This is a genomic window from Streptomyces sp. NPDC023157 (assembly GCF_055560575.1).
On the sequence record NZ_JBVHIL010000005.1, the window covers coordinates 675230 to 690116 of the forward strand.

At 72.7% G+C, this 14887-nt stretch carries 16 protein-coding genes, 2 tRNA genes, 1 pseudogene and 1 riboswitch; of the genes and pseudogenes, 14 read left to right on the forward strand and 5 right to left on the reverse strand.

The features are described 5' to 3' along the window. The first annotated feature begins 25 nt into the window (after positions 1 to 25). Positions 26 to 98 (forward strand) — tRNA-Lys (locus tag ACZ3ZE_RS21825). A 137-nt stretch (positions 99 to 235) separates the two neighbouring features. Here ACZ3ZE_RS21825 and ACZ3ZE_RS21830 read toward each other — a convergent pair. Both ACZ3ZE_RS21830 and ACZ3ZE_RS21835 read right to left on the reverse strand, forming a co-directional pair. Continuing rightward, positions 236 to 532: a hypothetical protein gene (locus tag ACZ3ZE_RS21830; RefSeq protein WP_352076971.1), complete on the reverse strand. Its 297-nt coding sequence runs from the start codon at positions 530 to 532 to the stop codon at positions 236 to 238. A gap of 319 nt (positions 533 to 851) precedes the next feature. Further along, positions 852 to 1361 (reverse strand): DUF5994 family protein, encoded by a 510-nt coding sequence (locus ACZ3ZE_RS21835; protein WP_361620984.1) that lies wholly within the window; start codon positions 1359 to 1361, stop codon positions 852 to 854. Positions 1362 to 1537: 176 nt separating this feature from the next. On the opposite strand from ACZ3ZE_RS21835, the pseudogene ACZ3ZE_RS21840 reads away from it, so the two are divergent. The 5 genes and pseudogenes from ACZ3ZE_RS21840 to ACZ3ZE_RS21860 form a co-directional block, all read left to right on the forward strand. Then, positions 1538 to 2317 (forward strand): annotated as a pseudogene (locus ACZ3ZE_RS21840) (PP2C family protein-serine/threonine phosphatase); the annotation flags it as partial. Between the two features lie 276 nt (positions 2318 to 2593). Continuing rightward, on the forward strand, positions 2594 to 3148 hold the full coding sequence (locus tag ACZ3ZE_RS21845) for a DUF5994 family protein (RefSeq protein WP_361167816.1): 555 nt from the start codon (positions 2594 to 2596) through the stop codon (positions 3146 to 3148). 4 nt (positions 3149 to 3152) lie between these two features. Next, entirely contained in the window at positions 3153 to 3362 is a 210-nt protein-coding gene (locus tag ACZ3ZE_RS21850) for a hypothetical protein (RefSeq protein WP_361167813.1), read from the forward strand. Between the two features lie 106 nt (positions 3363 to 3468). Then, a complete protein-coding gene (locus ACZ3ZE_RS21855; RefSeq protein ID WP_361167810.1) occupies positions 3469 to 3735 on the forward strand; it encodes a hypothetical protein in 267 nt (88 codons plus the stop codon). A gap of 37 nt (positions 3736 to 3772) precedes the next feature. Next, positions 3773 to 4045, forward strand: coding sequence for a hypothetical protein (locus tag ACZ3ZE_RS21860; RefSeq protein ID WP_361167807.1), 273 nt, complete (start codon positions 3773 to 3775; stop codon positions 4043 to 4045). Positions 4046 to 4376: 331 nt separating this feature from the next. On the opposite strand, the gene ACZ3ZE_RS21865 is transcribed toward ACZ3ZE_RS21860, so the two are convergent. Together ACZ3ZE_RS21865 and sigJ are read right to left on the reverse strand one after the other, a co-directional pair. Beyond that, a complete protein-coding gene (locus ACZ3ZE_RS21865) occupies positions 4377 to 4784 on the reverse strand; it encodes a hypothetical protein (RefSeq protein ID WP_361167804.1) in 408 nt (135 codons plus the stop codon). A 67-nt stretch (positions 4785 to 4851) separates the two neighbouring features. Beyond that, entirely contained in the window at positions 4852 to 5724 is an 873-nt protein-coding gene (sigJ, locus tag ACZ3ZE_RS21870; protein WP_361167801.1) for an RNA polymerase sigma factor SigJ, read from the reverse strand. Between the two features lie 194 nt (positions 5725 to 5918). Between sigJ and ACZ3ZE_RS21875 the strand changes: the two genes are divergently transcribed. From ACZ3ZE_RS21875 to ACZ3ZE_RS21910, 8 genes are all read left to right on the forward strand, one after another. Then, positions 5919 to 6422: a rhodanese-like domain-containing protein gene (locus ACZ3ZE_RS21875; RefSeq protein WP_442305764.1), complete on the forward strand. Its 504-nt coding sequence runs from the start codon at positions 5919 to 5921 to the stop codon at positions 6420 to 6422. 108 nt (positions 6423 to 6530) lie between these two features. Continuing rightward, positions 6531 to 6604, forward strand: a tRNA-Met gene (locus tag ACZ3ZE_RS21880). A 188-nt stretch (positions 6605 to 6792) separates the two neighbouring features. After that, positions 6793 to 7242, forward strand: coding sequence for a hypothetical protein (locus ACZ3ZE_RS21885; protein ID WP_361167795.1), 450 nt, complete (start codon positions 6793 to 6795; stop codon positions 7240 to 7242). An 83-nt stretch (positions 7243 to 7325) separates the two neighbouring features. Then, positions 7326 to 8360, forward strand: coding sequence for a PLP-dependent cysteine synthase family protein (locus tag ACZ3ZE_RS21890; RefSeq protein WP_361167792.1), 1035 nt, complete (start codon positions 7326 to 7328; stop codon positions 8358 to 8360). Beyond that, positions 8357 to 9616: an MFS transporter gene (locus ACZ3ZE_RS21895; RefSeq protein ID WP_361167789.1), complete on the forward strand. Its 1260-nt coding sequence runs from the start codon at positions 8357 to 8359 to the stop codon at positions 9614 to 9616. Before ACZ3ZE_RS21890 ends, ACZ3ZE_RS21895 begins: the two co-directional genes overlap by 4 nt. Before the next feature lie 121 nt (positions 9617 to 9737). Beyond that, positions 9738 to 11012 (forward strand): PP2C family protein-serine/threonine phosphatase, encoded by a 1275-nt coding sequence (locus tag ACZ3ZE_RS21900; protein WP_467260231.1) that lies wholly within the window; start codon positions 9738 to 9740, stop codon positions 11010 to 11012. 201 nt (positions 11013 to 11213) lie between these two features. Beyond that, a riboswitch (cyclic di-AMP (ydaO/yuaA leader) is annotated at positions 11214 to 11359 on the forward strand. A gap of 12 nt (positions 11360 to 11371) precedes the next feature. Continuing rightward, positions 11372 to 12451: a M23 family metallopeptidase gene (locus ACZ3ZE_RS21905; RefSeq protein WP_361167786.1), complete on the forward strand. Its 1080-nt coding sequence runs from the start codon at positions 11372 to 11374 to the stop codon at positions 12449 to 12451. Between the two features lie 64 nt (positions 12452 to 12515). After that, complete coding sequence (locus ACZ3ZE_RS21910; RefSeq protein ID WP_361620987.1) at positions 12516 to 13463, forward strand: aldo/keto reductase; 948 nt, start codon at positions 12516 to 12518, stop codon at positions 13461 to 13463. A gap of 27 nt (positions 13464 to 13490) precedes the next feature. Here the strand turns inward: ACZ3ZE_RS21910 and ACZ3ZE_RS21915 are convergent, their stop codons facing one another. Beyond that, positions 13491 to 14873, reverse strand: coding sequence for a PrsW family intramembrane metalloprotease (locus tag ACZ3ZE_RS21915; RefSeq protein WP_467260205.1), 1383 nt, complete (start codon positions 14871 to 14873; stop codon positions 13491 to 13493). Positions 14874 to 14887 lie beyond the last annotated feature (14 nt).

Below are 14887 nucleotides of genomic sequence, written 5' to 3' on the forward strand. Positions count from 1 at the left end.
ATGCTGCTCGGGTGTGCTTGTCCACGGGCCGTTAGCTCAATTGGCAGAGCAGTGGACTTTTAATCCATTGGTTGTGGGTTCGAGTCCCACACGGCCTACGCGAAGCAGGCGAGGGAATCCCCTCTGACCTGCTACGGAGCGCCCCTCCCGGTTTCGGCCGGTCGGGGCGCTTCGTCGTTCCGGGGTGCGTGCGTGAGCGGACGGGCCGGTACTCCGGGGCGGAGGCCGAATACGTTCAGGACGTCAGGTCGAACTGCTTGAGCCAGTTCGGGTCCCCGTCGCCGACTGCGGCGACCAGGCCGCCGGACAGCAGCACCATGGAGAGGACGAAGGCCATCGGGTCTCCGTAGTGCTCAACCGCCTGGTTCAGGGTCAGGTCGGGGGCGTCCGGGTGGCCGATGAACCCCGACACCTGGAGAAGGTCGTCGTGCTGGATTCCCAGGTTGTCCGACACCCAGAGGACGGTGTCCCGGGCCTGATCCTCGGTGATCTGCTCCCTCGCCCCGACGAGCCAGGCCATGAGGATCGCCATGACCATGGTGGAGTCGGAAGGATGCTCACCTTCGAGGAAGGTCCCTCCGGGCCCTTTCGAGGGGTTCTCCATCCAGGTTGCGATGTCCGCGCGCAGGCACTTCTGGGTCCGGACCCGGGAGATCTCGGAGAGGTCGGGCCGCGCGTCGTGCGACGGCGATGCCCGCCGGGACGACGCCGAGCGGATCCTGCTCGATGTCTCCCAGGTGGGCTTCGGGGACTCCACCTTCCTCCACGCACTGGTCGAGGGGCGTCGCGAACCCGCCGGGCTCATCCTCGTCGGGCGCCTCCGGCTTCGTCTGAGCCTTGCCCCTCTCCGATCAGGCAGGCTCCCGCGGCGGGCCGGCCGACGGAGGCGGCCCGGCGAGGAGGATCTCGGCGGCCTGACTGGCGTTGTCGGCGTCGACGGCGCGGGCCATGGCCGTGCGGGCGGCCTCCGGTGGCGTGTCCGGCGGGACGACCATCAGGGAGAAGTGGTCGTTGTCACCGCGGGTGATCAGGACGGTGTCGTCGCCGACGGGGAAGGAATCGAGGTGCACGACCCGGTCGTCGACGACGAGACGGGTCGGGATGCCGTTCCAGGCGGAAGCGTCCAGGCCGACCCGCGTGACGGGTCCGAGGTACTCGGTCAGGGCGGTGATCAGCGGCGGGATCTCCCGCTCGACGTCACGCGAGCGCGGCCACCACGCGCCGTCCAGAAGGCTCTGCCGGGACCCCGTCGTCTGCATCCGGAGCAGCGCGGTACCCGGCCCGACCGACCGGTAGATCTCGTCCGGCACGAGGCGCGGGGGCGCGGGGACTTGGTGGGGGGAAACGTTCGCGTCGGTCATGGTGGTCCGCCCGTCCACGGGTGGTGCCGCTTCCGCCCGGGTCGGTGCCACATCGGACGCCGGGCCGGCGGGCGGGGCGACGGCCCCGCACTTTCACCGTACTCCGGTGGGACGCGCGGACGCGCAGCCCTCCGTTGGGGAACCGATCGGCGCCGGGGCTTCGGACATACCGTGGCGCCGCCGTGCTGCAGACCAAGAACGGTTACACCGACCTCTTCTTCCGCACCCGCCGCGGCGAGCAGATGAGCGTCGCCGCGGAGATCCAGTGGTCCCTCCTGCCTCCGCTCGCCATGACGATGCCGCGCGTCGCGGTCACCGGCGTCCTGGAACCCGCGTACGACGTGGCCGGCGACAGCTTCGACTACGCCCTGAACGGGGACGTCCTCCACCTCGCCATGATCGACGCCATGGGTCACGGCCTGGACGCGGCGACCATGGCGACCGTCGCGATCGGCGCGTACCGGCATGCCCGCCGCATCAGCGTCGAGCTGTCCGAGATCTATCTCTTCATGGACCGGGCCGTCGCCGAGCAGTTCGCGCCCGACCACTTCGTCAGCGCGCAGATGCTGCGGCTCGACACCGACACGGGGCGCCTCCAGTGGGTCAACGCCGGACACCCCGCCCCCATACTGATCCGCGGCCACCACGTCGTACGCCGCCTGAACAGCCCCACCACCCTCCCCGTCGGCTTCGGCGGGGACCAGCCACAGGTCAGCGAAGTGGCGCTCGAACCCGGGGACCGGATCCTCTGCTTCACCGACGGGCTGATCGAGGAACACGAGAGCGGCGAGGAGGAGTTCGGCGAGGACCAGCTGATCGACTGGGTGAACCAGCTGGACAGGGCGGACCGGGAGGTGCACGCGGTGGCGCGGGACCTGTCCCACACCCTCAAGCGGGCACGTGGCGAAGCCACTTCGGACGACTCCACGCTCCTCCTGGTCGAGTGGCGCGGGTGACGGAGGGACGTGCCGCGAGGTGAGGTCGCCGACGTCGACCGCACGAGCCATGGCGTCACGGTACGCGCGTGCCGCGGTCACGCTCGCGACCGCCGACCGGGCGGGTGTTCCCGATCCGGGGAATCGGCTGGACGGAGACCGCTCGTCCGGCCCCCGGCGCGGAGTAGGCTGAAGGCACCGGGAGTAACTCGAACACCCGCTCCCACGCGGACGTCGTTTCCGGCGATCAAGACACTGGGCCGCCCTGCAGGGCGGCCCGGAGACGGGTCCGCGATCATGACCACCACCCTCGCGCCCTCACGTTCGGCGCGCCTTTCGCTGACGTCGAAGACCACACTCGCCGGTCTCCTGGACGGCGCCTGGTGGCCTCGCTCGCGTGACCTCGCCGCTGAGCTTCCGCCCCTGGTCGACGCGCTGGAAGAGCACTTCGGACGCATCACACGCGTCCTGGTGAACCCCACCCGCTGGCCCGTCGTCCCGCACAAGGTCGCTGCCGCCGGGCACACCGTGCACGTCGGCTGGTTCACCGAACAGGATCCCGACAAGATGATCCTGCTCTCCTACACCGTCGGCCGCGCCGACCTGCTGGTGATTCCACCCGGGACCGAACCCGCCGCAGCCACCCGGCTCATGACGGCGGCCGCCATCCCCGGCAGCGTCCTCACCGCCGGTTCCCTGATGTCCGACGAAGCCGCGACCGGCCGCCGTATGCGCGACGCCCGCAGCAGCGAGGACGTCTGGGAGACGGACGGCGGGGCCGCCCTGCCGCCCCTCCGGCACCCGGTCGTCGGCGCGCGGATGATTCCGCTGCCGAAGAACATTCGGTGGTGACGACATGGAGACCCTGATCGCGCTCGCGGCCGTCGCTGTGTTGATCACACTCGGCACGCGCCTGATCCACCGGCTCAACGCCCAGCACGACGCACGCATCGCCGCCCGCCACTACAGCGACCCCTTCCCGGCCATCTTCCGACCGACCGGTCACAGCCCCCACACGCCGACAGAGCAAGCCGCCCGCCGCAGGGCCATGGGCACCTGGCCGTGACTGCTCCAGAGACCACTCCTCCGACCGAAGGCCGCGGGTGGGGCACCCGACACCCGGGACAACCCATCCGCCGGCCTCTCGCTCGCCCGTGAAGGGACCACGCCCCTTGTGCCGCACCGACACCGCGACCCTGCCCTCGGCCGGACAGGCCGAGATCCGCATCGTCGCCGCCACCCCCGAAGCCGCCCGCGCGGTCGCCGAGGTGATCCGCCGCTCGTTCGCCGGGACGGAACAGCGCAGCTACCCCGTTCCCGAAGGCGGCACCCGGCTCCACCTGACCGTCGACACCGAAACCGCCGCAGAGCCCGCCCGCTCCTGGCTCACCACCAGCAGATCGTCCCCTCTCACCGGTACGCACGTCGACGAAGTCTGAACGGCATCGGACCTTCACACGAAGAAAGGACTCGGTCATGGCGACACTCCGCGAGCGACAGCTCTACCGCGAACGAGTCCTGACCGCCCTCTACGAAGCCACCGAAGGCAACCGGCTCCTCGGCATCACGGGGCGGAAGCTGCGCAACGACCTGCGCATCCCGGAGGAAGACCTGGCCGCCGCCTGCGCTTACCTCGCCGGCGAGGGCCTGATCACCGTCGACTGGGAACCGGGCAACACACCCGCGATGGTCTCCCTCACCCACCAGGGAATCCGCCGTATGGAGGCCGAAGAACAAGGGCGCGGCTGAGCCGGACTACCCCGACGGCCCGTTCTCGCCTCCCGGCCCGCCCGGCCGAGAAGTCGTACCATTGAACATGGATCGAGCACGCTCACGTGTGACGATCCGGAAGGGCGGCCCCGACGGAGTGAATGCGCCGGGGCCGTTGTGACGAGCGTCGTCAGGCCCGCGCACCCGACGTCTCGGACGTGGCACCGGCCGGTACGTCGGCGCCCGTCGTCCCTCGCAACGCCAGTCAGCGCCGGCCTGGAGATCCGCCGTTGGGTCCCGCGCGCTGCGGCCGCCCCCTTCGTCCGGGCCCAGGTCTCGGTGCCGGTGCCCGGACGACGCCGGAGCGGGTCTAGAACTGGCGCGCGAAGATCCTGGCACCGTTGTGGAAGTCGATGGTCACCCCGCGCTGCGAGCCCGCGTTCTCGGCGGTCGACCAGCGTTCGATCGCGGCGATCTCCGGGCACTCGGCGCCGGACAGGACCGCGGCGAACCACGCCTCAGGGGAGTCGGCAGTCGCCGGGTCGCCCGTCGCCGGCGCCGGAGTGCCCGTCACCGGCGTGTCGCCGAACCCCTCGTGCTTCGCACCGTCCGGGAGCTGCCCGGCGAACTGCCACCTCGTCTCGCCCGTGTTCGTCGTGATGGCCAGGCCGAACGGGTGCTCCGTGTCGCCCGCCTCGGCGAGGGTCTGCACCCGGCTCACGGTGGGCGCGTTCTTGGCGAGGTCGAGGACGTAGGCGGTGAATCGCTGGGGGCGCATGTGTGATCACTTCCTCTCGCGGCGGCCACCCATCTTATGAATCGGAGAGGAGTGCGGAGGGCCGCCGTCAGCCGGTGACGCCCAGGGCCGCCAGGCGCTCCGGGTCCGCCACGATGTCGATGCCGGTGATGCGGTCGGCGGTGATCGTGAAGGCCATGAGGCCGACCGGGTGGCCGTCGGCGAGGGAGACCAGGCCGGCCGCGCCGTTGACCACGACCGGGCGGGCGGCGTGGCGGAACTTGGCGAAGGTGAGGGCCTGGCTGGTGACCGCCTCGGCGCCGCGGACCAGCTTGGAGACGGCCCGCAGGCGGGTGCCGCCGTCGGCGCGCAGGACGACGTCGGGGTCGAGGACCGTCAGCAGGCCCTGGAAGTCGCCGGCCCGGGAGGCGGCCAGGAAGGCGTCGACGACCTCGCGTTGGCGGGCCAGGTCGGGCGCGGGGGCCGGGGTGGCGCCCTGGACGCGGCGGCGGGCGCGGCTGGCGAGCTGGCGGGTGGCGGCGGGGGTGCGGTCGACGATGGGCGCGATCTCGTCGAAGGAGACCGCGAACAGGTCGTGCAGCACGAACGCGAGGCGCTCGGCCGGGGCCAGGGTCTCCAGGACGACGAGGAGCGCGAGCCCGACCGAGTCGGCGCGCAGCGCCTCCTTCTCGGGGTCGGCGACGCCCTCCTCCCGGACGACCGGGTCGGGCACGTAGCACTCCAGGGGGTCCTCGCGGCGGGCCGTGCGGGAGCGCAGCATGTCGAGGCAGACCCGGCCGACGACCGTGGTCAGCCAGCCGCTGAGGTTCGTCACGCCGCTGGTGTCCGAGCGGTTCAGCTTGAACCAGGCCTCCTGGACGGCGTCCTCCGCCTCGCTGAGCGAGCCGAGCATCCGGTAGGCCACCGCCCGCAGGTGGCCGCGGTCCGCGTCGAAGCGTGCGGCCAGGAGGTCCTTGTCCATCGGTGCGTGTTCCCCTTCGCGTCCGGTCACAGGGTCGTACGGGTATGACGGATGGCGGCCCCCGCATGTGACAGGTTCCGGTACGTGAGATCCCCGCTCGGTCGCCGCAAACGGCCGGGATTCCCCGGGCGAAGCCCGTGAGCGCCGGGGATCAGCCCTTCAGAGTGGTGATCGTCTTCTTTAGATTTATGCCCATGACGACGACATCGACGCAGGTCAGCCCCGTGAACCCGGTCCTCCGCACCCCGCCGGCCACCCCCGCCGCGGCGGTCGCCCACTTCTCCGCCAGCCTCGCCTTCCACGCCGACGTCTCCGATGTGGCCTCCGCCCTCGCCGACGCCCGCGCCACCGGCGGCGACCCCGGTTTCGTCGTGCTCGACTCCCGTTCCACCGCCTCCTGGGACCAGGGGCACGTGCCGGGCGCGGTCCACCTGCCGACCGCCCTCATCGCCGAGCAGGCCGAGCAGCTCCTCGACAGGAACGTCCCGGTCGTCACGTACTGCTGGGGCCCCGGCTGCAACGGTGCCACGCGCGCCGCGCTCGCCCTCGCGCAGCTGGGCTTCCAGGTGAAGGAGATGCTGGGCGGCTTCGAGTACTGGGTGCGCGAGGGCTTCGGCTTCGAGACCTGGGAGGGCGCCGAGCAGAAGGCCGCGGACCCGCTCACGGCACCGGTCGACTCGGACGACTGCGGCTGCTGAGAAAGGCCTGGTGGCAGGCCGGAGGCGGCCCCGCGGCAGCCCGGAGGCAGTCCTGCGGCAATGGATTTCGTGATCTGGGCATGCATGACGTAGAGTCGTGTTTACCGACGCGGGGTGGAGCAGCTCGGTAGCTCGCTGGGCTCATAACCCAGAGGTCGCAGGTTCAAATCCTGTCCCCGCTACTCAGTAGCACGAAGGCCCGGATCCGATCATGGATCCGGGCCTTCGGCGTTTCCCGGCACATCCGTGCCCGTGCCCGAACCCGTGGCCGTGGGCAACCGGAAGGCAATACGCCCGCAAGTAAAGGGTGGCCAAAACCGGGTCCGCCTTTTTGCGTGCCGCGCGTGCGCCGCGTAGCCTCGCGCTCACCATGGGTGACCGAGACGTGACGGAACTGCGGCAGGCGGGGCGGCGGGCGCCCGCCGTCCTGCTGCTGTTCGCGTTCGTCGCGCTGATCGCGGGCGTCTGCCACGGCGCGCACGGGCACGCACTGGCCGCGCCTGAGGCGGTGTCCTCGGGTGCGATGACCTCGGGTCCGATGGCCTTCGGCGCCGCGTCCTCAGGTGTCGCCTCCGCCGCCTTCTCCGCCCCCGGGCTCCCGCACGGCTGCGAGCGGCCCGGGGAGGGGTGGTCCTTCGACGCGCATCTGCCCGCGCAGTCCGCGGGGGCGCAGGTCCCGGCGCCGGACGCCGGGGCTGCCGTCCTCGCGTACGACGAGGTGTTCCCCGAGGCACCGCACACGCGCTGTGTGCGGGGCCGGGCCGGGCCCGGGCCCCAGCCGGGGCGGCTGCTGATCGCTCTCGGGGTGGACCGGAACTGAGCCGGGTCGCGCACCTTCGCGACCTTGTTCCTTCCGCACGCCCCGGATGCCGGGGCTGCCCCACCTCAAGGACACGACCCCCCATGAGCAATCCCGCCAACCTGCTCTCCGTGGCCCGCCAGACCGTCGGCAACACCCCCGTCCTGTGGATGGACGACGGCTACTGGGCCAAGCTGGAAGGCTTCAACTTCGGTGGCATCAAGGACCGCGCCGCCCTCCACATGGTCGAGCAGGCCCGCCGCCGCGGGGAGCTGCGGCCGGGCGCCCCGATCGTCGAGTCCACCTCCGGGACCCTCGGGCTCGGGCTCGCGCTCGCCGGCATCCTGCACGGCCACCCCGTCCACGTGGTCACCGACCCCGGCCTCGAACCGATCGTCGAGCGGATGCTCACCGCCCACGGCGCGCAGGTGCACGTCGTGCCCGAGCCCAGCCCGGACGGCGGCTGGCAGCAGGCCCGGATGGACCGGGTCGCCGAACTGCTGATCGCCCTCGACGGGGCCTGGTGGCCCAACCAGTACGGGAACCCCGACAACCCGCAGGCGTACGGCGGGCTCGCCGCCGAGCTCGGCGAGCAGCTGGACCGGGTCGACGTGCTGGTCTGCGCGGTCGGCACCGGCGGCCACTCGGCCGGCATCTCCCGGGCGCTGCGCGCCACCACCAGCCCCGCCCTCGAACTGGTCGGGGTGGACTCCGTCAACTCCACCGTGTTCGGCCTCCCGGCCGGCCCGCGCCTGATGCGCGGGCTCGGCTCCTCCATCCACCCGGGGAACGTCGACCACGCCGCCTTCGACGAGGTCCACTGGGTGGGTCCCGCGGAGGCGGTACGGGCCGCCCGGCGGCTCGCGTCCCGGCAGTTCGCCACCGGCGGCTGGAGCGTGGGCGCGGTCGCGCTGGTCGCGGGCTGGCTGGCCCGCACCCGGCCGCGCGGCACCCGGATCGCGGCGGTCTTCCCCGACGGGCCGCAGCGCTACTTCGACACCGTCTTCAACGACGAGTTCTGCGCGGCGCACGGGCTGCTCGACGGCCCCGTACGGGAGGACCCCGCCGGGTACGCCGAGGGCGAGCCGGTCAGCGGCTGGACCCGCCGGGTACTGGACCGGGCGGAGCGGGTCCGTTGAGCACGACGACCGCGCCCTCCCCGGGAGGGATCTGGAAGCAGAGCCGCACCTTCGACCCGGCCGTGCGGCTGCTCTTCCTCAACCAGCTCACCATCAACCTCGGCTTCTACATGCTGATGCCGTACCTGGCCGCCCACCTGGCCGACGGCCTGGGCATGGCGGCCTGGGCGGTCGGGCTCGTCCTCGGCGCGCGGAACCTGTCCCAGCAGGGCATGTTCCTCGTCGGCGGCGCGCTCGCCGACCGGCTCGGCTTCAAGCCGCTGATCGTCGCCGGGTGCGCGCTGCGGACGGCCGGCTTCGGGGCGCTCGCCTTCGCGCAGTCGCTGCCGATGCTGATCGCCGCCTCGCTGGCGACGGGCCTGGCGGGGGCGCTGTTCAACCCGGCCGTGCGGGCCTATCTGGCGGCGGAGGCGGGGGAGCGGCGCGTGGAGGCGTTCGCGCTGTTCAACACGTACTACCAGGCGGGCATCCTGCTCGGGCCGCTCGTCGGGGTGGCGCTGACCGGGGTGTCGTTCCGGCTGACGTGCGTGGTGGCGGCGGTGCTGTTCGCCGGGCTCACCCTCGTACAGCTGCGGCACCTGCCCGTGCGGAAGGAGCTGCCCGCGGGGGAGGGGCGGGAGCGGGGGCAGTTCGGGACGGTGCTCGCCAACCGGGTGTTCTGGCTGTTCTCGCTGGCGATGACCGGCTCGTACGTGCTGTCCTTCCAGGTCTATCTGGCGCTGCCGCTCGCCGCGGGCAGCACCTCGGTGACGACGGCGCTGTTCGTGGTGTCTGCGGTGGTGGCGCTGCTCGGGCAGCTGCGGATCACGGCCTGGTGCAAGCGGCGGCTCAGCCGGGAGCGGTGTCTGGTGCTCGGGCTCGGGCTGATGGGCGTGGCGTTCCTGCCTCCGGCGCTGCTGGGCGGCGGGCGTTCGCTCGCGGGGCTGCTGCTGTGCGCGGCGCTCCTGGCGGTGGCGAACGCGGTGCTCTACCCGTACGAGATGGACACCGTGGTGGCGCTCTCCGAGGGCCGCTGGGTCGCCACCCACTACGGGCTCTACAACACCGTCTGCGGGATCGGCATCACCCTGGGGAACCTGGGCACGGGCGCGCTGCTCGACCTCACCGGCTGGTCGGCGGTGCCCTGGCTGACGCTGTGCGCGGTCGGTCTGGGCTGCGCGGCGGCGATGGCGGCGCTGTCCCGGGGCGGGCGGCTCGCCGTCCGGCCGGCCGTACGCCAGTCGGCCGCGCGGGAGTCGCCGACGGGCGGCGGCTGACCCACCCTGGGGAGGGCGCGGGACCTCCCGTCGCCCTCGGGGTCGGGCCCGGTGCTCCAGGCGGGCCCGGGCCGGGTCGGGCCCAGGTCCAGGCGGGAGAGCAGAGGTGGCGCGAGCAGCGGTGCGGCACGAGCCCTCCTACGGGCCCGGTGGCGCGGGCGGGGGCCGGGGGCCGTATCCCGTCGCACGCCGCTTCATCCGTGCCCTTCCCCCGCTGATCATCGTGGGCGGTGTCTGCTTCGACCTGGCGACACCGCCGGAGTACACCGCGGCGCCGCTGTTCTCGGCGGCGCCGCTGATCGCCGCCCCCTTCTTCTCCACGCTGACGACGTTCCTCACGGGCGTCGCCGCCGTCCTCGCCAGCATCGGCCTGCACCTCTACAACGGCACGGTCAGCCATATCTCCTCGCTCACCGAGACGCTGACCGTCCTCACCGTCGCGGCGCTCGCCATGCTGATCAATCGGGTGGTGCGGCGCAGCGGCGAGCGGCTCGCGTCGGCGCGGGTGATCGCGGCGACGGCGCAGAAGGCGGTGCTCCCGACGCCCGCCGCGCGGATCGGCGGGCTGCAGGTCGCGGCCCGGTACGAGGCGGCGCAGGCCGACGCGTTCATCGGCGGCGATCTGTTCGCCGTCCAGGACACCCCCTACGGGGTACGGCTGGTCGTCGGCGACGTGCGGGGCAAGGGGCTCGACGCGGTGGAGGCCGTCGCCGTGGTCATCGGCGCCTTCCGGGAGGCCGCCGAGCTGGAGCCGACGCTGGAGGGCGTGGCGCAGCGGCTGGAGCGGGCGCTGGACCGCGAGGGCACGCGGCGGGACGGGCTCGACGCCTTCGAGGGGTTCACGACGGCGGTCCTCGCGGAGATCCCGCGCGGGGACGGCGGCGGTGTCGTGCGGGTCGTGAACCGGGGGCACCCGGAGCCGCTGCTGCTGTACGGGGACGGCGGGCTCGACCGGCTGCGGCCGACAGAGGCCGCGCTGCCGCTGGGGATGGGGGAGCTGGCGGTGTGGCCCGACCGGGCCGACGAGACGCCGTACCCGGCGGGCGCGACGCTGCTGCTCTACACGGACGGCCTCTCGGAGGCGCGGGACGCGCGGGGCGTCTTCTACGATCCGGCGGAGCGGCTCGCGGGGCGGCTCTTCCCCGGCCCGGAGGAGCTGCTGGACGCGCTGGTGGCGGATGTGCGGCGGCACACCGGCGGGGGCTCGAACGACGACATGGCGCTGCTCGCGGTGAGCCGCCCGGCGGCGGGGCAGCCGGAGCGGCGCCGGACGATGCCGGTGGTGCCGCCGGGGCAGAGCGCGGAGGTGGGTCCTGCGGCGTCTCCTGCGGTGCCTCCGACGGCGGCCCCCAGGGTGCCTCCGGAGGCGCTTCGGGAGGATGGTGACGGGACGTAGTCGAGGGGTGTCGCTCCGATAACAATTGATGCAACGTCAGATTCCCGGTGTGACGCGGATCCTGTCTGACCGGGGGTCAACTCGGGCCATTCCCTCTCAATTCAGCTAATGATCAAGGGGGACGGCTTGGAATCGGGAGGCCGTGTCTATTAACGTTCGATAACGCAGCGCGGTCGTCACAGCCGTCGCAAGAGACGGCACCGTGCGCGCGCGCCGAATCCCGCAAGGGAACCGGGGAACCACCACTTGGGGTGAATCGGGCCACGTCGCACCCGTGCGGCACACCCGTAGGAGACCTTCCTGCTCCGAACCCGTCAGCTAACCCGGTAGGCGAGAAGGAAGGAAAGGAGAGCGCCTCCGTGGCGTCCAACACCCCTGCTCCCGAAGCCCCCTTCGACTCTTTCGGCGCCCATGGCGCCGCGGGCGCGGGCGGGGAGGAATGGAACCCCACCGAGGACTCGCTGCGGGCCCAGAACCGCTCCGGCGGCCGGCACCGGGTCGTCAAGCAGCGCTCCAACTTCGCCCGCTCCTCCACCGTCCTCGGTGTCGGCGTCATCGCCGCCGTCGGCGCGGGCGGCCTGGCCACCGCGCAGGACAAGCCCCCGGTCGCCATAGCCCTGCCGGACCTCGACCTGCCCGACGCCTCCGAACTCCCCGGCATCGGCGACCTGATCGGCGGCAAGGACAAGAGCGCCGGCGACAGCGCCCAGGTCACGAACAACGCGCAGCCGCTCACCGCCCTCACCTACCTCGCGCCCGAGGACAGCACCTCCGCCGACGCGCCCGCGGGGACCAAGCAGCAGGCCGCCGACGCCGGCGAGGCCCTGCGCGCCCGCATCCTCCAGCAGGCCGAGCAGCAGCAGGCCGCCGCCGACACCGCAGAGAAGGAGGCGGCGCAGAAGGCCGCCGCCGAGAAGGCGGCGACGGAGGCCGCGGCCAAGGCCGACGCGGCGGAGAAGGCGGCGGCCGAGGCGAAGAAGAAGGCCGACGCGGAGGCCGCGGCGAAGGCCGAGGCCGAGCGCCTGGCCAAGCTGGCCGCCAGCTACTCGCTGCCCACCTCCTCGTACACGCTGACCTCCACCTACGGCGAGGCCGGCTCGATGTGGTCCTCCGGCTACCACACCGGCCTGGACTTCGCCGCGCCCACCGGCACCCCGGTCAAGGCCGTCCACAGCGGCACCGTGAAGTCGGCCGGCTGGTCCGGCGCGTACGGCTACCGCATCGTCCTGGAGCTCGAGGACGGCACCGAGATCTGGTACTGCCACCTGTCCTCGATGACGGTCGGCGCGGGCCAGTCCGTCGGCACCGCCGACACCATCGGCCGGGTCGGCGCCACCGGCAACGTCACCGGGCCCCACCTCCACCTGGAGGTCCACACCCCGTCCGGCGGCGGCATCGACCCGGCGGGCTGGCTGCGCTCGAAGGGCCTCAGCCTCTGACGTCCGGACGGACGTCCCCCGCGGAAGCGGAATAGGCCCGGTCGCGCGGAGGGTTGATCACTCCATGACTTCTCTCCGCAAGCTGGGCTCCTCCGACCTGCACGTCTTCCCGCTCGCCCTCGGCGGCAACGTCTTCGGCTGGAGCGCCGACGAGGCGCAGTCCTTCGCCGTCCTCGACGCGTACACCGCCGCGGGCGGCAACTTCGTCGACACCGCCGACGTCTACTCCGCGTGGGCCGAGGGCCACGAGGGCGGCGAGTCCGAGACCGTCATCGGCCGCTGGCTCGCCTCCCGCGGCAAGCGCGCCGACGTCCTCGTGGCGACCAAGGCCGGCGCCCACCCCCGCTACAAGGGGCTGAGCGCGACCACCATCAAGGGCGCCGCCGAGGAGTCGCTGCGCCGCCTCGGCACCGACTACGTCGACCTCTACTACACGCACTTCGACGACGAGTCCGTGCCCGTCGAGGAGATCGTCACCGCGCTCGACCAGCTGGTGAAGGACGGCAAGGTCCGGGCCGTCGCCGCCTCCAACATCTCCCCGGAGCGGCTGCGCGCCTCCCTCGACTTCGCCGAGGCCGAGGGGCTCACCCGCTACGTCGCCCTCCAGCCGCACTACAACCTGGTCTCCCGCGAGACCTACGAGGGCGCCCTCCTGGAGACCGCCGAGCAGGCCGGCCTCGCCGCCGTGCCGTACTTCGGGCTCGCCTCGGGCTTCCTCACCGGCAAGTACCGCCCGGGCGCCACCGTCGCCAGCGTCCGCGCCGAAGGGGCGGCCAAGCACCTGGAGACCGAGCGGGGCCAGAAGGTGCTCGCCGCGCTCGACGCCGTCGCCGAGGCCCACGACGCCGAGCCGGCCACCGTCGCCCTGGCCTGGCTCGCCTCCCGCCCCACCGTCGTCGCCCCGATCGCCTCGGCCCGCACGGTCGAGCAGCTGCCCGCCCTCGTCGCGGTCGCCGAGCTGGAGCTGACGGCGGCGGAGCTGGCGGTGCTGGACGAAGCCTCGGCGGTCTGATCCGGGCGTTTCGCGGCGACCGCCGTACTAGCTGCGGTACGGGTTGTAGCCGCCGTAGTCCAGGTACTGCGGCGGCGCCCAGACCCGGCCCGTAGCCCGTGCGGCGTAGGTCAGCGCGGGCGAGGCCACCTGCCTGCGCTGCCACAGGTGGTGCAGCAGCTCCTGCTCGCGGGCCGCGAAGTCCGGGGCCGCCTGGCCGCGTCCGGCCCGGTGGCGCAGGAAGGCCAGGGTGGTGGCGAAGGTCTCGTACTCGCCGACGGCCTGCGCGGCCGGCTTGCCGTACGTACGGGCGGCGAAGCCGCGGGCCAGCGCGCGGGCCCGCATCGAGGAGAGCGCGAGCGGTTCGTCGTGCGCGAGCCACCCGGCCGTCGCGTAGGCCGGGAGCTCGCCGGATATCGTGCGCAGCTCCTTCTGCCGGCTCCATATCGCGAGCCAGGTCAGCAGGGCGAAGACCGGGACCATGAACATCCCGTACACCGCGAGGAACGCCAGCGGGTGGAAGCTCGCCGAACCGTTCCACAGGGCGTGCATGCCCATGCCGAGCAGCAGGCCGGCGAGCGGGAACAGCACCAGCCGGGTGCGGCGGAACCGCGCGCCGGCCGCCAGGGCGGCGGCGAAGCCGAAGCCGAGGCCGGTGAGCGAGGTGAACAGCGGGTGGGCGAACGGCGACATGATGATCCGGACCAGGAAGGTCCCGAAGGTCATGGAGCCGAGCCCGGTGGAGCCGATCTCCTGGTCCTCGCCGAAGGCGTTGCCCAGATAGAGGATGTTCTCGGTGAACGCGAAGCCGGTAGCCGTGAACCCGGCGTAGACGAGGCCGTCGACCGGGCCCGTGAAGTCCCTGCGGCGGAAGAGGAAGAGCAGCAGCACGGCCGCGCCCTTGGCGGTCTCCTCCACGACCGGGGCGACCGCGGTCGCGCCGAGGGTGTCGGCGGAGCCGGGGTCGGCGGTGGCGCTGCTGATCCACTCCACCGCGAAGGAGTTGGCCAGGATCGCCACCAGCGTGGAGGCGAACGCGCCCCAGGCGAGGGCGAACAGCAGGTTCTTCCAGGGGGCCGGCTCGACCCGGTCGAGCCAGCGGAACGCGGCCACCAGCAGCGGCACGGGCAGGACCGCGAGGCCCAGCCCGACGAGGAAGCCCTCGGTGCCGGTCTCCTCCCGGACCAGCGCGAGGATCGCCAGGGCGCACAGCGCGAGCAGGGTGATCAGGGTGATGGCCCGCAGCAGCTTGCTGCGCCAGAAGGCGCGGCGCGGCTTGTACCGCCACTTGGAACGCTCCGGGACCGCCGCGAAGTCCGGCTGGTCGGTCTCCAGGGCGGGCACGGGTGCGGGCCCGGGGATGACCGCCTTGGCGGGGGCCGGGGCGGGGGCGGGCTCGGTGGCAGATCCGACGATCGGGTTCGACGACACGGAACGACCCTAAC